10 protein-coding genes and 4 pseudogenes are annotated in these 19,111 nt (G+C 67.7%); 5 read left to right on the top strand and 9 right to left on the bottom strand.

Annotated features, from left to right (window positions below):
* Window positions 1-50 precede the first annotated feature (50 nt).
* Together ACFYPS_RS34910 and ACFYPS_RS34905 are read left to right on the top strand one after the other, a co-directional pair.
* Complete coding sequence (locus ACFYPS_RS34910) at window positions 51-1,100, top strand: LD-carboxypeptidase (protein WP_354968585.1); 1,050 nt, start codon at window positions 51-53, stop codon at window positions 1,098-1,100.
* Window positions 1,101-1,391: 291 nt separating this feature from the next.
* On the top strand, window positions 1,392-3,920 hold the full coding sequence (locus tag ACFYPS_RS34905) for a LamG-like jellyroll fold domain-containing protein (protein ID WP_387330469.1): 2,529 nt from the start codon (window positions 1,392-1,394) through the stop codon (window positions 3,918-3,920).
* Between the two features lie 906 nt (window positions 3,921-4,826).
* Here the strand turns inward: ACFYPS_RS34905 and ACFYPS_RS34900 are convergent.
* The 7 genes and pseudogenes from ACFYPS_RS34900 to ACFYPS_RS34870 all read right to left on the bottom strand — a co-directional run.
* Window positions 4,827-5,387, bottom strand: a complete 561-nt coding sequence (locus tag ACFYPS_RS34900; protein ID WP_354968579.1) for a hypothetical protein — start codon at window positions 5,385-5,387, stop codon at window positions 4,827-4,829.
* A 224-nt stretch (window positions 5,388-5,611) separates the two neighbouring features.
* A complete protein-coding gene (locus ACFYPS_RS34895) occupies window positions 5,612-8,617 on the bottom strand; it encodes a CHAT domain-containing protein (RefSeq protein ID WP_387330466.1) in 3,006 nt (1,001 codons plus the stop codon).
* 745 nt (window positions 8,618-9,362) lie between these two features.
* Complete coding sequence (locus tag ACFYPS_RS34890; protein WP_354968581.1) at window positions 9,363-10,325, bottom strand: glycine betaine ABC transporter substrate-binding protein; 963 nt, start codon at window positions 10,323-10,325, stop codon at window positions 9,363-9,365.
* Between the two features lie 53 nt (window positions 10,326-10,378).
* Window positions 10,379-11,068 carry an ABC transporter permease gene (locus ACFYPS_RS34885; protein ID WP_354968582.1) on the bottom strand — a complete coding sequence of 230 codons (690 nt, stop codon included), beginning with the start codon at window positions 11,066-11,068 and terminating at the stop codon, window positions 10,379-10,381.
* A 112-nt stretch (window positions 11,069-11,180) separates the two neighbouring features.
* A complete protein-coding gene (locus tag ACFYPS_RS34880; RefSeq protein ID WP_354968583.1) occupies window positions 11,181-12,377 on the bottom strand; it encodes a betaine/proline/choline family ABC transporter ATP-binding protein in 1,197 nt (398 codons plus the stop codon).
* On the bottom strand, window positions 12,377-13,039 hold the full coding sequence (locus ACFYPS_RS34875) for an ABC transporter permease (RefSeq protein ID WP_387330461.1): 663 nt from the start codon (window positions 13,037-13,039) through the stop codon (window positions 12,377-12,379). The genes ACFYPS_RS34880 and ACFYPS_RS34875 overlap by 1 nt, the downstream gene beginning before the upstream one ends.
* A gap of 444 nt (window positions 13,040-13,483) precedes the next feature.
* Window positions 13,484-13,788 (bottom strand): annotated as a pseudogene (locus tag ACFYPS_RS34870) (transposase); the annotation flags it as partial.
* A gap of 61 nt (window positions 13,789-13,849) precedes the next feature.
* Between ACFYPS_RS34870 and ACFYPS_RS34865 the strand changes: the two are divergent.
* Complete coding sequence (locus tag ACFYPS_RS34865) at window positions 13,850-14,938, top strand: IS630 family transposase (protein WP_387330458.1); 1,089 nt, start codon at window positions 13,850-13,852, stop codon at window positions 14,936-14,938.
* A 141-nt stretch (window positions 14,939-15,079) separates the two neighbouring features.
* Here ACFYPS_RS34865 and ACFYPS_RS34860 read toward each other — a convergent pair whose 3' ends face one another.
* Complete coding sequence (locus tag ACFYPS_RS34860) at window positions 15,080-15,646, bottom strand: flavoprotein (protein WP_387330455.1); 567 nt, start codon at window positions 15,644-15,646, stop codon at window positions 15,080-15,082.
* Window positions 15,643-16,728 (bottom strand): annotated as a pseudogene (locus ACFYPS_RS34855) (hypothetical protein); the annotation flags it as partial. The gene ACFYPS_RS34860 and the pseudogene ACFYPS_RS34855, both read right to left, overlap by 4 nt.
* 131 nt (window positions 16,729-16,859) lie before the next feature.
* On the opposite strand from ACFYPS_RS34855, the pseudogene ACFYPS_RS34850 reads away from it, so the two are divergent.
* Together ACFYPS_RS34850 and ACFYPS_RS34845 are read left to right on the top strand one after the other, a co-directional pair.
* Window positions 16,860-18,260, top strand: a pseudogene (locus tag ACFYPS_RS34850) (IS1380 family transposase).
* Between the two features lie 197 nt (window positions 18,261-18,457).
* Window positions 18,458-19,018: pseudogene (locus ACFYPS_RS34845) on the top strand (IS630 family transposase); the annotation flags it as partial.
* Window positions 19,019-19,111 lie beyond the last annotated feature (93 nt).

Here is a 19,111-nt window from a genome sequence, read left to right as displayed (position 1 = left end):
CCCGCCCCAAATGGGATGCGCACGAACTGGCGCACCTGTTGGATCTCGGCATGAAGCATGATCCTATTCGTCCTCAAAAGGCACGCCCAGGGGACCACATCGCAGTCCTCTCGCCGTCCTTCGCTGCAGCAGGTGCCTATCCCGAAGTCCACGAGCAGGCCATGCGACGGCTTGCTGACGTGACCGGCCTCGTTCCGGTCGAATACCCAACCACCCGCAAGGTAGGTGCGACCGCGGCGGCGCGCGCGGCGGACATCAACGCCGCCTTCGCAGATCCCGAGGTGCGCGGCATTCTCGCCGTCGTCGGAGGCGAGGACCAGATCACGGTCATCCCGCATCTGGACGCCGACCTCGCCCGAGCCGATCCGAAGCCGTTCCTGGGCACCAGCGACAACACCAACGTGCACCACTGGCTCTGGGGCCTTGGCATCGCCAGCTATTACGGCGGATCCTCTCAGGTGCACCTTGGCCCCGGGCCGGCCGTAGACGACATCCACGCCCGGTCGCTGCGAGCGGCGCTACTCAGCGGGGAGCGGCTGGAGATCACCGATCCGGGCGAGTCCGAAGATGTCGGAATTGATTGGGCCAATCCGCAAGCGTTGGAATCCTTCGGAGAACGCGAACCGACGGAGCCGTGGAGCTGGTACGGGCCGCGCCGCGCGGTCACCGGCACCACCTGGGGCGGCTGCCTGGAAGTCATCCAGTGGATCCTGACGGCGGGACGCTTCCCATTTCCCCCGGAGATTCTGCAGGGCGGGGTGCTGATCATCGAGACGTCGGAAGAACTCCTCCCTGCGCGCGATGTCAGCTTCATCGTCCGCTCACTCGGTGAACGCGGCATCCTCAGCGCCGTCGACGCGGTCCTGCTCGCCCGTCCGCCGGTCTCCGACCACACCCGCCGGCCCGTTGCCGCGGATCGGGCACGGCTACGCGAGCAGCAGCGCGACACGGTCGTCGACGTCGTGGCGCGCTACAACCCGGAGGCAGTCGTCTGCGTCGGCATCCCCTTCGGCCACACCCGACCGCAATGGATCCTTCCCCACGGCGGAGCCATCACCGTTGATGGCGTGGAACGTCGAATTTTCGCCGACTATCGATAGGACCCTCCAATGAGCCCGGCGGCCGAGTTCCCCGCCCGACCCGTCAGCGCCAGGGTTGCCCGCTGTTCGAGCGTGTTCGGTGGTGGCCGAATCGGCTCAGTCTTGTCGATATCTATTGACATCACTGTCAGAACAACGTTGGAATGGGTTCAGCCCGTGACCTGCGCGTGGTGGGATCCGGCAGCGGGCACGTCCCGCCCCGGGAACATCGACCAGTGACCCGACCGCCCACCCTCGGAGCGCACCACGGGCAGCCGCCGCCCCCGTCCGCACTCCCGAAGGGCCGACCGCATGACCCGACGCGCCTCCAGCCGACGCTGGCCATTCCTCGCCTTCGCCACCGCGGCCGTCCTGGTCGCGACCACAGCGCCGACCGCCGCGACCGCCGCGCCCCAACCCGACGCCGACACCGGTTGGACGAAGGGAACACCGCCGCTCTCCACGCCGTGGACGGATGACGTCTCACCCACCAACGCGCTGCCCGAATATCCGCGGCCGCAGCTGACCCGGTCCCGCTGGCAGAACCTCAACGGCGTGTGGGAGTTCGCCGGTGCGGCCGCCGGCGAGGCTCCGCCGGTCGGCGAGCAGCTGGCCGAGCGGGTGTTGGTGCCCTACCCCATCGAATCGGCCCTCTCCGGCATCCAACGGCACGAGGACCGGATGTGGTACCGCCGGACCTTCACCGTGCCCAAGCAGTGGCAGGTCGGCCGGGGCCAGCGTCTGGTGCTGCACTTCGGCGCGGTCGACTACGACTCGAAGGTGTGGGTCAACGGCCACCAGGTGGCGACGCACCGGGGCGGCTACGACGGCTTCGACGCCGATGTCACCGACGCACTGCGGCCCGGCGGGCAGCAGGAGCTGATCGTCTGGGCCGAGGACCTGACCGACGCGTCGTTCCAGCCGATCGGCAAGCAGCGCCGGGTCGGCGACCGGGGCATCTTCTACCAGGGCAGTTCCGGCATCTGGCAGACGGTCTGGATGGAGCCCGTCTCGGCCACGGGCGCCATCGACTCGCTGAACCTGACGCCCGACCTGGGCGACAAGTCCCTGCGGTTGCGCGCGAACCCCACATCCGGGGCCGAGGGCCTCACCGTCGAGGCCGTGGCGTACGACGGACGCAAGGCCGTCGCGCGCGTCTCCGGTCCGGCCGGGACCGACCTGACGATACCCATCGCCAAGCCCAAGCTGTGGTCACCCGACTCGCCCTTCCTCTACGACCTCCGGGTACGCCTGTTCGACGGCCGCAAGCGGGTCGACGAGGTCGGCTCCTACTTCGGGATGCGCGAGATCGGCAAGGCGAAGGGCGCCGACGGCAAGCTTCGCATGACGTTGAACGGCAAGATCCTGTTCCACATGTCCACCCTCGACCAGGGCTTCTGGCCGGACGGGCTGAACACCTCACCGACGGACGAGGCGTTGCGCTTCGACCTGGAGCAGCACAAGGTGCTCGGCTTCAACACCGTCCGCAAGCACATCAAGGTCGAGCCCGGCCGCTGGTACTACTGGGCGGACCGGCTGGGGCTGATGGTGTGGCAGGACATGCCCGCGACGAAGCCCGGCCGCCCGCCGGTCGAGTGGCAGCGGCAGTGGGAATCCGAGCTCGGCGAGATGATCCGGGAACACGCCGCCCATCCGTCGATCGTGGTGTGGGTGCCGTTCAACGAGGGCTGGGGTGAGTGGGACCGGGGCGCCACCGGCCGCATCGCCGACTCGGTGAAGCAGCAGGACCCGACCCGGCTCGTCAACGCGCACAGCGGCGTGAACTGCTGCGACTCCCTCGGTGACTCCGGACGCGGGGACATCATCGACCACCACCAGTACCTCGGTCCGGCGTCGCCACTGCCCACCGCCGACCGGGTGGCCGTCGACGGAGAGCACGGCGGAATGGGCCTCGAGGTCGACGGTCACATGTGGTTCGGCGAGGGCGGCGCGTACTGGATGGCGCCGGACTCCGAAACGCTGACCCGACGGTACGTGGAGAACCAGCGCGACCTGCTGCGCATAGCGAACACCTGCGGGGTCTCGGCCGGCGTCTACACCCAGATCACCGACGTCGAGCACGAGGTCAATGGCTTCTTCACCTACGACCGGCGCGTCGAGAAGATGGACTTCGACCAGGTGCGCGCGGTGAACGAGGCGGTCATCCGCTCGGCCGACGGTACCGGCGCAAACGTTCCTCCGCCGCCGCCCGGCACGCCCGGCCTCACCGGAGTCGGCTACTGGCCGCTGGACGAGAATGCCGGCGACACGGCCAACGACGAGGCGGGCAACAATGACGGCCGGCTGGTCGCCGGGCCCACCTGGACGGCCGGCAAGACGGGTTCGGGCCTGCTGTTCAACGGCAGCAACCAGTACGTCGACACCGGCAGGACCATCCTCGACACCACCGCCAGCTACTCGGCCTCGGCGTGGGTGCGGCTCGACAGCGCGGGTGGCGCCTTCCAGACGGTGGTGAGCCAGGACGGCGCCTCGAACAGCGCCTTCTACCTGCAGTACTCGGGCGCTGACCGGCGGTTCGCGATGAGCTTCGCCGGGGTGCGGGCCCTCGCGCCGACCACCCCGGCCGCGGGGCAGTGGTACCACCTCGTCGGTGTCCGGGACGCGGCGACGGGCCAGCTGCGCCTCTACATCGACGGGCAACTCGCCGGGCAGGCGAGCGCCTGCCTCGGCGACGGTTCCACCGGGCCCCTGGTCATCGGCCGCGGCAAGTTCGGCGGCAACCCCGTCGACTACTTCGACGGCACGATCGACCAGGTGCACGTCTACGACCGTGCGCTGAGCGCCGCCGAGGTGACGGCGCTCTACGAGTCCGGCAAGTAGCACCGCGGGTTTCCCGGGAGGGGGCGACGGCGCCCCCTCCCGGCCCGTGCCGGCGAACGGGCGGAAAGGACCATCCCGACGAGGACGCCGCCGCCGACGGCGATCTGCGGATCGGGTACGCCTCGAACCGATCACCCGGTGAGGCGCCCACTCTGAGCACCGCTTTTTTCGATGCCTACCTGGGCCATTAGGTATTCGGCAGGGGCAGGGTGCAGACCTGTCGGCGTGAGTTGCTGGACCGCGCGTTGATCTGGGAGCCAGCGCCGCCTTTGCCGAGCCCTGCGGGAGTTCCAGCGGTTCTACAACTCCCATCGGCCGCATCAGGGCATCGCGAACGCCCGACCGCTGCACGCCTTGCCTCGGGCGATCACCGATCCAGGCCAGATCGCCCGCCTCGACATACGTAGGCGTGAACGCCTACGCGGCATCCTTCACGAGTACGAACATGCCGCCTGACCTGGGCGCACGAGGCTTCCGGCAAGGGCAGGGTCAGGCGGGTCGGGCGCGGGGCCACGAAAGACTGAGGGCCAGCAGACGCGCAACCTGCGGACCCTTCATCTGCCAGTTCGGACGTCGCCAGTCCGCTTCCCGGTGAGCGTCTGTTGGAACAGGTCCCCGCACATGATGTCGATCGTGCCGGCGACGACCGGTGACGGTGCGCCTTGTGTAGCGGCGGCGGGGCTCGCCTTTCAGTAGCCACCGGACCGAGCGCCGAACTGAACATGGCTAGCCCGCGACGCGGGCCAGCCGTGCCACGATCACCCGAAATCGGCACCCAGGATCCACGTCAATTTTACAGTCAGCACAGCTGCAGTTCAGCCGCCATTTTGATCATGTAGTTACAGCTCAACTCGGCCGGGTGGGCGAGCGCCAGCCGATGCTTGCCGTCTCCGATCGCAGAAAATGCTACTGGCGGGTGTGACGGTAGGAGGGAAGAAGCCAGCCAGGTGCGTGGCGGGTGCGGCCGGCGATCACCCAGACGAACTCGACCGCCAAGGCTGCCGCGACCACCGCGAACGCGGCGCCCCGCCAAGACAGCCAGTCGTGGGGGGTGACTAAGGCCAGGAGCGCAGCAAGCAGGCTGACGATTCCCACGTCGTAGGTCAGCCGGGCGCGGAAAAGATACCTTCCCTGCAGGAAGTAGTCCCTGCGCTGCACCCGCCGCATCCGCTCCGCGACGTCCGAATCGTTGGCGGCGGGTTGCCAGTCGGAGCGTTCGGCGGGCGAGGCGGAATACAGCAGCCCAGCGACGGTGAACTGCACACAGAAAACGAACATGGCCGCGGCGAGGGCGAGCGCGAACGTGGCGGGCCCGGCAAGGCGCACCTTCACATCGCTGGTGAGCAGCACCGCGAGCGTGGCAAGGGCGAAACCGGCCAGCAGCGGCGCGGCGACGGTGCCCATGGACCGGAATGCGTCGGTCGTGCCCAGGGGGTAGCGCACCAGCCAGCGCGGTCCGTTCGACATGGTGGTGGGCCTACTCGGTGTCGGCAGGCGATTCATCGGTGCGCACCGGCACCGCAGCACCGCAGCCGTCCTCGGTCGGCATGCCGGCGTCCCCTGCGTAGTGGGCGGAGCACCACGTCTCGTGGCGGCCATGGGTGAGCTCACACTCGGGGCAGAAGTCGTCGATCGGGAATGCGCCGCGGTCGGTCAACGCTCAGGCTCCAGCTCCGGTACGGGTGAGGCTTCTATATAGACAGGCTACCGTCGTCACCCTGGCAGACGAACGCCGCCCAGTAACGGGGATCGGGGTGCCGCTCGCGGGTGCGCAACTGTGCCTGGCGCAGCGCTTCAGCGCGCGGCAGCCCATCGCGCAGAAGCTGATAGAAGTCCGCCATGAGCTGCGCCGTCTGCTCGTCCGGGACCTTCCACAGACTCATCACGAGGGTGCGGGCGCCGGCCAGCACGAAACAGCGGCGTAAACCGAAGACACCTTCGCCGGGTTCCACCTCGCCCAGGCCGGTGTCGCACGCGGACAACACCACAAGCTCGGTGCCGTCCAAATCCAGGCCGGTCACCTCCAACGCCGTGAGGATGCCGTTGCCGGCTCCGTCCGGTGGCTCGCCGCCGCCCAACCACGTGTTCGCGCCGGCCATCGCGAGCGCGGAACGCAACAGCGGGTTCGCCAACCGGCTCCCGGCCATGCGGGTGAAGTCGTCGTCGGCGGCCACGAACGGGCCCGGAGTTGCGAGGACACCGTTGAGCACGAGCGACATCTGATCCGGGTCGGCCAGGCGGGTGGTCATGCCGACGGTGACCTCGTGCGGCCCCAGTGGCGGTTGGCGCTTGAGGGCGAAACCGTGCGTAGCGATGTGCAGGACCACCGGTGCGTGAGCATCTCGGATCGCCGTCTTCGTTGCCTCACCGGCGAGTCTGGGGCGTACACCCAGCAGCCTGCCGATGCGTTCGCCCTCCTCGACGGCGGCTGGCAGCAGCGCCAGCGGCTTACCCAGGGCGGCGGGCGACCCGAGGTCGTAGTCGGGGCCCGCCACCACCAGCGGCGGCGTTGACGCGAGCCGGGCCGGTGCGGCAAGCCGGAGCAGGTCCCGCGTCGCGGTGAGGTAGGAGATGGTGTAATCGTCAATCACCTGCCGGCCGTCTATGGTCGCCAGCATCTCGAACGGCAGCCGCAGCAGGTCGCCGTCCGGTGCGATCAACAACCGGCGGGTGTCGCCGACCGCGGCGCGCAACGGGTCGAACACGACGGTCCGGAGGCGCTGCGACGCATCCCGGGGCGCAGCCTGCGGGGTGATCGGCTGCCGCGCCCCAGCGGGTTGGTCGCGCCGGCCGGTGGCCTGGGCCCTCACGGCCGCGACAAGTTCGTCCACTGCCGCGGCCACCCCGAGATCGACCAGGACCGGCTCATCGGGCCGCTCGGGCAGCAGGACGACAGCGAGGTACCGTGCCGCCCGCCACTGCTGCTCGCCTCGGCTCCGAACGGCTTCGAAGTCGAAGTCGCCGTACCGCAGCAGCTCCACCGACGCTGCGCCGGCCGGCGTCACCCGCGCCACCATCGCACTGTCCACCCGCCGGCCAAGGCGGCCCGTATCGAAGCCAGGCAGGTTCCGCGCAAGTTCCGCCTCCAACGCCTCACACTCCTGGCGAGCCCGACGTAGCCCCTCGTGGAAGCCCGCCTGGTTACTCTGGCCGGGGCCGGCGAACTGCTGCTCGGCAACCCACCCGCGTAGTTGGGCCAACCGATCCAGTCGCGCCCGCAGATCAGGATCCGCAGCGGCCGCCTCACGCCGCCGCGCGAACGAGTCAATGCCCAGACCCTTGTGGTCCACCACCAGGTCCGCCAGCCGGCGGACACGCGCCGGTGAGCTCGTGAACCGCGACATCACCAGCGCGACGTACTGCGCGACGCGGGCCCGCGATGCCCTCAGTAGTTGCACATGCTGTTCCTGTGAGCCGTAGGCGCCAAGCTCGGCGAACATCTCCCGCTGCCGGTCGAGTACCTCGGTCAGCAGCCGAAGGGCCTTTTCCGCGTCGCCGCGCGCCGCGTGCAGCTCGGCCAGATTGCCCAGCAGCGCGGTGTGCTGGTGCCCCCCGATCGCGGACGGGCGGGTTGCCGCCAGCGCTGCCCGATAGTTTTCCCACGCGTCGTCGTATCGGCCGTGCGCCTGCTGCAGCCGTGCGAGGTTGTTCAGCATTACCGGGTCGTCGTCCCGACCGAGTTCCCGTGTGATGGAGCGTGCGTCATCGAGCAGCTCCTGCGCCCGCGCGTACTGGCCGCGCTGCTCGTGCAGGACGGCGACAGACACGAGCGTCGGGACCACCTCCGCGCTGCGATCGCCGGCAACCCGTCGTTTGATCGCCAGCGCGTGCAGGTAGTGCTTCTCCGCGGCGTCGAGCTCGCCGGCACTCTGATAGAGGTGGCCAAGGCGGGACAGGATGGCAGCCACCGGTAGCCGATCCTCGTTGAGCTGCTTGCACAACCTGAACGCCTCGTGCAGGTCAGCCTCCGCCGCGTTGCCGTCGCCCAGCTGCGTGTGCAGCTCCGCGCGCACCGCCAGCAGACCCGTCAGCGCCTCAGGCAGCCGGGACGCGAACGGCTGCAACGGCTCGACGCTCGAACGCAGCTGCGCCTGCGCGTCGCCGAACGCGCCGGCCTCTAGGAGACGTTTCGCCTGATACTGAACCGCCTGCGCCATTTGAGTAAGGGGCGCGCCGTCGGTGTACTCCGCCGGCTTGTAGAGCGGGAAGTAGCCAGCCTCGTCGTCGACCCCCACCGGGTACACCAGCCGCTCCCGCCACCGGTCGGTGTCCAACTCGGGCACCACACCTGCTAACCGAAGCTGTTCGAACAGCTCCCGACCATGCGCGGCGTAGGCGGTCTCGATGCCGTTGGGCTCCTCGCCGGAGAACACCGCGACGTGGCGGTCCGGGACCTCCAGCAGGGTGATCTGAGTACGGACGCCGTCGGTCACCCTGTCGACAATCTTGAACAGCCGGTCCCTCGGCCACAGACACAGGCCCCACCCGGGCGGCATCAGCGGAAGCGTCCGCGCATTGGCGGAGAAAATCACATAGCGATGCGGGGCGACGAAGCCACCCGGTCGCCCCGAGGCGTCGCAGAACGTCGGCTCACGAAGAAACAAGCCGGGCCGGTACTTGGCCAGCACAGCGCTCGGCAGGCTGGTGTCTCGAAAGAACGCGCCACGTTCGGCGAAGTCCGCCCTCAAATCACCCATAGATGGCACGGTATCGGCGGCTGTCCAGGTCCGGTCCGCAGTGCTCCCGCATCCGAGCACTCAAGAGCGGCCCAAAACCGGTCCGAGCCCGGGTCGACCGCCGACGACCAGGCCGGAATGGTGCTCCTCGCCATCTTGCTGGCCGTGCTGGTCCTGCTCTGCTCCGGCGTGATTTCCTACAACCTGCGGAAGCACCGGCCGAACGGTCGGGCGTCGTTGCGTTACCGATTGCTTACGTACGCCGGAGTGGTTGGGACGAATCGGCGAGCGGGGCCGGCCGATCGGCCTCGACGTAGCTATGTGGCTGGGCTCCTGAATGGTCGCCTGCCGTTCCGCACGACGGCATGACGGGTGCTCGACGGGTGCTCCGGCACCGCGGACATATCACCCCGGCGCAGGCCCTCCTCCCTGGCACGTGGCCCGTCAGGTGGTTCCGCTGCCTAAGGAAGCCTCACCCCGGCGGCAGCAGGAGGACCTCGACATCTTCGGCATCAAGCTCACCGACGCCGAGGTCGAGCCATCACCGCGCTGGGCCGCCCGATGGTCGTCTCAGGGATCAGGACCCGGCAGTGTACGAGGAGTTCTGACGGGCAGGGGCGTCGCGCGGGCAGCAAGCGGCAGAAGCGACCAAGGCCGTGACCCGCGGTTGCGCGGGTCACGGCCTTGATTGTCTGTGCGCCCGAAGGGGATCGAACCCCTAGGCGGTGACACAGTGGCCCGACGTTGGTGCCGTGGGGCAGGGTCGTCAGCCGATGTAGCCGTTCTCCGTCAACCAGGTCTTGGCGACATCCGCCGGTTCCTCACCGTCCACGTCGACCTTCGCGTTGAGCCCGACCATCGTGGCGTCGTCGAGGGCCGCTGCGATTGGAGCGAAGATGTCCTTGATCTCGGGGTGCTCGTCGAGCACCTCACTGCGGACGTTCACGGAACCGTTGAAGGGCGGGAAGAACTGCTTGTCGTCGGTCAACACGGTGAGACCGAGACTACCCACCCGACCGTCGGTGGAGGTGATCGAGCCGAAGGCACACTCGCCCTTGTCGACCTGGTTGTACACGAGGGCGTCCTGCACGTTGGAGACGTTGTCCGGTGCGACCTTGAAGCCGTACGCCTTCTCCAGGCCGGGCAGGCCGTCGGGCCGGGTGGAGAACTCGCCGCCGACGCAGAAGGTCGCGTCCGCGGGGTTGCTTGCGACCAGTGCGGCGACGTCGGAGATCGAGGCGACGCCGAGCCGCTCGGCGGTCTCGCTGCTCGCTGCGATCGCGTAGGTGTCGTTGAACGGGGCCGGGTCGAGCCAGGTGACACCGTTGGCGGCGTCGGCGTCCCGGACTGCTTCGAACTGCGCCTGGCCTCCGGGGATGCCCTTCTCGTTCTTCAGGTAGGTGACCCAGCCGGTACCGAGATACTCCCAGTACAGGTCGATCTCGCCGGAGGTCAGCGCGGCGCGGACGGTCGTACTGCCCTGCAATCCGATCTGGTCCTCCACCTTGGCGCCCGCGGCGGTGAGTGCGAGCTTGGTCAGGTTTCCGAGGATGAGTTGCTCGGTGAACTCCTTGGAGCCGACGGTGACCGTGGCGCCGCCGAGGTCGAACTTCTCCCCGATGCTTCCGCTGCCCGCGACATCGTCGTTGCCGTCGCTGCCGCACGCGGCGACGAGCATCACCAGCGCCAGTGCGCCGGTGAGCAGCGGCCAACGGCCTCGCTTGTTCATGTTCCTCATGTTCCTCCTCTGATAGTCAGCGACTCAGGACGAAGCCGCGGAGGTCATAGCCCCTTCGGGCGCAGAGCCTCCTCGACAATTCCGGCCACCCAGTCAAGGAGCAGCGCCAGAACTGCGGTGAGGACACTTCCGGTGATGAGAACGGGCATCCGATCGAAGCGGATCCCCTGGTCGATAAGGAAGCCGAGGCCGCCGGCACCGACGAAGGTCGCCAGGGTGGCGGTGCCGACGTTGATGATGAGTGCCGTACGGATGCCGGCGAGCAGGACCGGCACGCTCAGCGGTAGCTCGATGCGGCGAAGCACCTGCCAGCCGCTCAGGCCCATTCCCCGGCCCGCCTCGACGAGCGCGCGATCGACCTGGTTCAGGCCGACGATGGTGTTACGGAGGACCGGCAGCGCGGCGTAGATGACCAGCGCATAGACAGCCTGGCCGAAGCCGATGCCGACGGTGATCGCCATCAACACCAGAACCCCGATCGACGGTATCGCCTGACCGATGTTGGCGACGGCGAGCACTACCGGGGAGAACCTGCGGACCGCTGACCGGGTCAGGAGCACCCCCAACGGCACCGCCAGGAGGACGACGATCAGGGTGGAGACGAAGGTGAGCTCCACATGCTCGATCAGCTTCTCGCGAATCGTGTCGGCGTTGAGGCTCGCCTGGGAGATTCTGTCGAGCTCCTGGTTCCGCACGTAGAGGTACAGGGCGACGCAGACGGCGGCGAGGAGCACCGGAGTGCCCAACCGCCGCCAGAACCGGGACGGTCCGCCGAGCTCGCTGAGTAGGTCGTCGGCGTCGCGCGCGACCTCGCGGGTCCTGGCCCCGAATGCTGGGATGGCCACCTTAACCGGCCTCCGCGGGCTGGCCTGCCGTGTCCCGGTCCCGGGCCCGGGAACTCTCCCGCATCTCGTCGATGGCGCGCATCACTGTGCGCATGTCGACGATGCCCTGGTACCGCCGCTGGTCGTCGACGACGATCGCGCACCCGACCCGCGAGGTGACCATCTCGTTGAGCGCGTCGTGCAGCGTGGCGTGCGGCTCCACGGTGGCCGCCGCGGGAAGCCCCACCCGATCGAGGGATTCACCCGACCGTGTCAGGTCATGCCCGGTGACCCAGCGAACCGGCCGCTGGTTCTCGTCGAGCAACAGCAGCGACCCGTGATCGCTGTCGGTGAGCGCCTGGCGCAGGTGTGCCCGATCGTCGTCGAGCCGGCCGACTGCCCACTGGTTGAGCTCCACGTCTCGGACGCGGCTGAGGCTCAGGCGCTTGAGCGATGCCCCCGAGCCGATGAAGTCCGCGACGAAGTCGTCGGCCGGAGCCGTCAGGATCGCTTCGGGCGTGTCGTACTGGGCGATCTTCGACCCCTTCCTGAGGATCGCGATCCGGTCGCCGAGCTTGATCGCCTCGTCGATGTCGTGGGTGACGAAGACGATGGTCTTCCGAATGTTGCTCTGCAGGCGGAGGAACTCGTTCTGGAGACGCTCGCGGGTGATCGGGTCGATGGCGCCGAACGGCTCGTCCATCAGCAGCACCGGAGGGTCGGCGCTCATCGCCCGGGCGACCCCGACCCGTTGGCGCTGGCCGCCTGAGAGTTCCTTCGGGTACCGCGCACGGTAGGCCGACGGTTCCATGCCCACCAGATCCAGCAGTTCGTCGACACGCTCGGAGATCCGGGCCCGGCTCCACCCGAGCAGCCCGGGCACCATGCCGATGTTCTCGGCGATCGTCATGTGCGGGAACAGGCCGATCTGTTGGATGACGTAGCCGATCCGGCGGCGTAGTTGATCAGCGTTGACGTGGGTCACGTCCTCGCCGTCGATGAAGATGCGTCCGGAGGTCGGTTCGATGATCCGGTTGATCATCTTCAGGCTGGTGGTCTTGCCGCAACCAGAGGGTCCGACCAGAACCACGATCTCGCCTGCCGGTATGTCCATGGTGATGTTGTCCACGGCCGACTCGGCCTGACCCGGATAGCGCTTGGTCAACGACTCGAGGCGGATGGACGCCGCCGTAACGGTCCCTTGTTTATGCTCAGGCATCACAGCCCCTTCGATGTCGTCAACTTGGAGATCATTCCGAGGACGCCGTCCAGCAGCAGCGCCAGCATCGCCACGAAGAGGGTTCCGCTGAAGGCAAGGTTGAAGCCGCGCTGGGTGCCGATCGCCGAGAGCCCCTGGAAGATCGGACCACCGAGGCCGGGCCCGTTGACGATGGCCGCGATGGCGGCGATCCCAACGATCATCAGGGTCGACACGCGTACGCCGGTCATGATGACCGGCCAGGCGAGCGGTAGCTCGATGCGGAGCAGCCGTTGGCGGTGGGAGAGCCCCATGCCCTGCGCCGATTCGACAATAGCTGGATCGACCGAACGCAGCCCAGTGATCGTGTTGCGCGCGATGGGAAGCAGTGAGTACAGCACCAATGCGACGACCGTGGGCACGGCCCCGAGACCGAAAATCGGTATGAACAGTCCGAACAGGGCGAACGACGGGACGGTCAGGAACGTGCCGGTCACCGTGAGTACGGCTCTGGCTCCGTTCCGATTGCGATAGGTTGCCAGGCCCAACCCGAGCGCGATCACAGTCGCCAACACGATTGTGACGAGCACCACAAGCAAATGCTCGAAGGCCAGCTCGAGTAGGTCAGACCACTCTCGTTCCAGATATGCGGGCACGCCGGAGATGTAGTCGAGGAAGGTCATTGACCAGCAAGTTTAACCGATGGATTTTCATGTTTGACGAGGCCCCCTGACCGGTGGCCGGGTTGCCGGTCACGTAACCGGTGACAGTTGCCCGGGTCGCCGCACGGCAGCGGACGCTCGTGAAGCGGCCACACCAATTGCCGTCTGGGGTTTTTCGGTGTGGCGAGGAGTTCATGCTCGACGGGTGACGTTCGCCGTCGGACCTCGTGTGAGACGTCGCCGGTAGGCCAATCCACGCATTCGAGTAGGGCGAGATCGAGTTGGTCGAACACTCCGAGCCAACGAGAAAATCGGACATCCAAAAAGTAATCTCAGCGACTTCGCGGTAGGTATTTGTATTCGAAATGGGTCAGGTGCAGCGCGGCCAGGGCCTCGGAGTGTTCCGGGAATGTCCGGTTGATCATGGAATGCCGTGGGAGGGTGAGGGCGGCATTTGGGAATGGCGTGGGCGCGGCGGGCGCTGGCGGTGTTCGCCCAGCCGGTGAGGTGGAACGTGCTGCGGATGATGTCGTGCAGGGCGGCCATGACGGCGGGGTGTTCTGGGAGCGGACCTGACTGGCGTCTTCGGCGAAGGTCACGTCGCGGATCCAGTGCACGTTGTTCTCGATGGTCCAGTGTTCGCGGGCCCAAGCGGCGATTTCTTCGGGTCGGGCATGGTGGGTGGGTAGGCCGGTGATCGCGTAGACGACCTCGGTGGTCCACTTCTTCGTGCCCAGCCGGCGGCGTCTGCGGCGGATCCGCACGACTTGAGGGGTTCGAGTCCCTAGTGTCCTGAGTCGTTAATCCGCCGCCAGATAGTAAGCTGTCGGGATGGCTGGTCGTCCGCGTGGTGTGGTGGAACTGAGTGATGACGAGCGTGCGTGTTTGACCCGGTGGGCGCGGCGGGGTAAGTCATCGCAGGCGTTGGCGTTGCGGTCGAAGATCGTGTTGTTGTGCGCCGATGGCCTGGTCAACACGCACGTCGCGGAGCGGTTGGGTGTCTCGCGGGACATGGTGGGCAAGTGGCGTAGCCGGTTTCTAGCCCGCCGGTTGCAGGGGTTGACCGACGAACCGCGGCCTGGGGCGCCTCGCCGCATCAGCGACGACCGGGTCGAGGAGGTCATCGTGCGGACGCTGGAGCAACAGCCATCCAACCAGGACAGCCACTGGTCGACGCGGTCGATGGCCAAGGCCGCCGGGTTGTCGCAGACCGCGGTGTCGCGGATCTGGCGGGCGTTCGGCCTCAAGCCGCATCTGGTGGACACGTGGAAACTGTCGGCTGATCCGCTGTTCGTGGAGAAGGTCCGCGACGTGGTGGGTCTGTATCTCGACCCGCCGGTCAAGGCGATGGTGTTGTGCGTGGACGAGAAGTCGCAGATGCAGGCCCTGGAACGAACCCGGCCGATGCTGCCGATGATGCCCACCGTCCCCGCCCGGCAGACCCACGACTACGTCCGCCACGGCGTGGCCAGCCTGTTCGCCGCGTTCGACGTCGCCACCGGCACGGTCATCGGGCAGGTCCACCGCAAGCACCGCCATCAGGAGTTCCTCAAGTTCCTGAAGGTCGTCGACGCGAACACGCCCGCCGAGTTGGACCTGCACCTGGTGCTGGACAACTACGCCACCCACAAGACCCCGGCCGTGCAGCGGTGGCTGGCCGCGCATCCCCGCTTCCACCTGCACTTCACGCCGACCTCGGCGTCCTGGCTCAACCTCGTCGAACGCTGGTTCGCGGAACTGACCAACCGCAAGCTCCGCAGGTCAAGCCACCGCAGCCTCGCCGAACTCGAAGCCGACGTCCGCACCTGGATCGACGCGTGGAACGCCGACCCGAAACCATTCGTCTGGACCAGAACCGCCGACGACATCCTCAACAGCCTCGCCACGTACTGCCGGCGAATTAACGACTCAGGACACTAGCGGCGCACCAGCAATTAAGGCTCTGGCTGGCCCAATGAAAAGGTGTGGAGGATGCCGGGACGGCATCGTCCGGCAGCTGACCGACCTCGGGGTCTGGTCGTTCATGCTGCCGAGGCAGATGCACTGCGGAGCCGGTTGCTGTCAGTGCTGCCGGCCGGCGCCCTTGCCAGCCAGCCGGGCTGCCGCGTCGAACGCCGTCGTCCACGGGAAGGCCTTCTGGCGACTGTTGCCGCTGCCGGGCGGGTGTGGCTCCCATCCGTCGTCGGTGCCGAGAAGGATCCGGACGCGCTCATCGCGGAGGCTCGCCACGGCACGTTGGAAGGGTGCGCGGGCGGCCAGTGCGGCGTTGACGAATGGGACGACCACGGTGGGCACATGCCGGCCGATCAGTTCGGCGATCGTCGTCATCGCGTAGTTGTCGGCGATGCCGAGGGCGATCTTGTTGACGGAGTTGTAGGTGGCGGGGGCGATGATGAGCGCGTCCGCCGCGGGGAGAGATCGGCGTGTGCTTGGGGACGACCGGTAGGTGGAGCGGACCGGGTGCCCGGTTAGCCGCTCTATCGCTTCGGCGTCGATGAAGTCGAGGCTGCTGGGGGTGGCGGTGACCGCCGTTGTCCACGACTGTTGCGTCGCGGTGGTGACCAGTTGTGTCACGTCTGCGGCGGGCCCGGCAGCGCAGACGATGATCTGCAGGTGGGCGCGAGTCATACGCGGATCCCGGCGTGCTGGGCGAAGTCAAGGACGGCGCTGCGAACGTGCGCCCGGGTAAGGACTGCCAGGTCGCTGGCGATGTGCTGGACCGTTGGCCGGCACCGGATTTCCCCCGGTGCCACCTCATACGCGCTGCGAAGCGCGTTCAGGCCGTGCTCGTAGCGTCCCCACTGCGTGTAGGCCCGGGCCACGTCGACGAACAGGGAGGCCTTGCGTTCGGTAAGGCCGATCTTGTCCAGCGGCACCTCGCGGGCCAGCGCGATGGCGGTGCCTGCGTCACCCAGGGTCAGCGCGATGTTGACGCGGTGCAGCAGGACGTTGGTGGCACCGAAGCCGGTCCACCGGTCGTTGCCGTCGTAGCCTAGGCGGTCGGAGGCATGGGCGGCCTCATCGAGCATGGCCTGTGCGTTGTCTCGGTTGTTGTCGCGGGCGGCGGCGATAGCGCCGCGCAGCAGCAGCGCGCCATAGACGGCGACCGCGTCGGTCGAGGCGAGTCGGGTGCCGCGTCGGAGGGTCTCGGCCGCGTCTTCAGCGAGCTGCTGTGCCTGATTGCTGTGGCCGTTGCTCATCAGGGCGTGGGTCATGATCCGGGCGCTTGCAGCCATCGCCACCGGGTCTTGACTGATCGCAGCGGCACGGGTGCTGCGTTCTGCGGCGACCGAGGCCATGCCTTTGTCACCGACCTTGAGGAGCACGCTGCCGACGACGTGGTAGAGGTCGCTGGTCAAGGCATCGACCTGCGCCCGCTGCTCACCCTCGGCGTCCGCACGGGTTGGTTCCAAGGCGGGCAATAGGGCCACGAGCCCGGCGAGAACCTGCTCGTAACGGCACGCCTGATAGTCGATTTTCGCGGCGGCCACGTCCCGAGCGAATTGCCGGAGCGGCAAGGTGATTGGCTCGGCGTTGCGAGGTCGTGGTGCGACCAGTGCTTCGAGCAGGGTTGCGACGTTCGGCAGGGTGATGCCGCTGATCGTCACGCCCGTCAGGAGAGTTCTGCGCCGCACGTCGCCGTCCGAGTCGAAGTCGTGAATGCCGCCTTCGCCAGTATGGGTGTGTGTCTCCGTGACAGGTAGCGTCGCTGGATCCGCTAGCCTCGGCCCTTCATTAAGGGCTGTCCAAGGGCTGGGCAGAAATGAAGAAGTGCCTTCTGATCAGGGAAAATAGGACTTGCTGAGGGTCCGATGTTCCTGTCACGGAAGGCACTTGCTGGGTGAAGGCTACCGCAACACGTCCGAAGATCATGGTGACCGGCGGCGGGCGGGGCGTTGTCGGGCACGTCGGTGCCCGCCTGCTCGCCGATCTGGCCGACGTAACTGGGTTGACCAGCGCGTTCAGCCTCGCGTTGGCGGCGTTGCGGCAACGGCGCAGCGGCCACGACCCGGGCCGCGTCGCCGTGGATCTGGCGGTGATGCTCGCCGACGGTGGTGAGGTGATCGCCGATCTGGCGGTGCTGCGTGACCAGTCGGCCCTGTTCGGGCTGGTCGCCTCCGACCCGACCGCGTGGCGGCTGTTGTCCCGACTCGACGAGGCGATGCTGGCCGAACTACGTGCCGCGCGGGCTCGAGCCCGCGAGGTCGCCTGGGCCCAGCACGCCGAGGTCAACGGTGACCTGCCGGCGGTGAAGGCGGCCGGCCGGCAGGTCAACGGTCTGGTCCTGGACATCGACGCGACGATCGTGATCTGCCATTCCGAAAAGGAGTCGGCGACTCGTACCTGGAAGTAGACCTTCGGCTATCACCCGTTGCTCTGCTTCCTGGACAACACCGGCGAGGCCCTCGCCGGCTTGTTGCGGGAGGGCCGGGCCGGCTCGAACACCACCGCCGACCACATCACCGTCCTGGACCAGGCCCTGGCCCAGATCCCCGACGCTGTCCGGCACGGCACCCCGATCCTGCTGCGCAGCGATTCGGCCGGCTCCAGCCACGGCTTCCTCGCCCACATCCGGTCCCTGCGCGAGCAACACCACCTGGACATCCGGTTCTCCGTCGGCGCCGCGATCACCGAACCCCTCCGGGTCGCGATTCAGGCTGCGACCGGCTGGGTCCCCGCTGTCGACACCGACGGTGAACTGCGGGAACACGCCGAGGTCTGCGAGATCACCGGCCTGTTCGAAGCGGCCGGCTGGCCTGCGGGCACCCGGTTCCTGGTCCGCCGTGAACGCCCGCATCCCGGCGCCCAACTGTCACTGTTCGACACTGTCGAAGGCTGGCGGCACCAGGTCGTCGCCACCGACACCCCACCCGGCGACGGCGGCATCCAGCACCTGGAGGCCCGGCACCGCGCCCACGCCCGTGTCGAGGACCGTATCCGCACCGGCAAGGACACCGGCTTCGGCCGGTTCCCGTCCCGAGTGTTCGCGATCAACCAGGCATGGCTCCAACTGGCCCTGACCGGCATCGACCTACTCGCCTGGACCCAAACCCTGCTCCTCGACGGTGACCTCGCCCGAGCCGAACCCAAGAAACTGCGTCACCGACTGCTACACGTCGCCGCCCGCCTCACCCGCACCGCCCGCCGGACCCGACTCGCCATCGCCGCCGACTGGCCCTGGACCGACGATCTGACCGCCGCGTTCAACCGCCTCGCCGCACTACCACGACCCGCCGGCTGACCCTGCAACCCCACGCACCGACCATCAACACGGAGGAACCCGGCCCAGCGCCGGGCCGTCAGCATGCCGGCGAAACTGGAGCGCGAATTCCGAACCGGCTCCATCGATCAGAAGCTATGAACGGCCGCCCAAATGAAAGACCGAGGCTAGTGTCCTGCGCCGGAAATTCGCCTAATAAGTTGGTGTAGGGTGAGGTGATGGCACGAACCGGGCGCCCTACCGCACCGCTGGTGTTGACCGACGAGGAACGCACGACGCTGACCCGCTGGTCGCGTCGGGCGAAGTCTTCGCAGGTTCTCGCGATGCGGTCCCGGATCATCCTGGCGTGCGCCGAGGGCGCCTCGAACACCGATGTGGCAACGGCCCTGGGTGTTCACCTGTCCACTGTAGGTAAATGGCGGCGTCGGTTCCTGGTCGAACGCCTCGACGGGTTGATCGATGAACAGCGTCCCGGCCGGCCTCCGTCAATCGCCTTGGACAAGGTCGAAGAGGTGGTCGTCGCCACCCTTGAGCAGACACCGCGTAACGCCACGCACTGGTCCCGGACCTCAATGGCCGCGAAGTCTGGGCTGTCGAAGTCGACGATCGGCCGGATCTGGCGCGACTTCGGCCTCAAGCCGCACCGGGCCGACACGTTCAAGCTGTCCACCGATCCGCAGTTCATCGAAAAAGTCGTCGACGTCGTCGGGCTCTATCACCACCCGCCCGAACGGGCCGTAGTGCTCTGCGTTGACGAGAAATCCCAGATCCAGGCACTGAGGTGATCTCAACAAGGGTCGGGGCGCCGATCGGGGTGACACGGGCATTGCGTCCATAGCGGACAGTGGTGGATATGGGCGTGGAGCCATCGG

Origin of the sequence: Micromonospora sp. NPDC005087, assembly GCF_042872965.1 — a bacterium.
Taxonomy (GTDB): Bacteria; Actinomycetota; Actinomycetes; order Mycobacteriales; family Micromonosporaceae; genus Micromonospora.
This window is presented reverse-complemented; position numbering and strand designations above follow the sequence as displayed.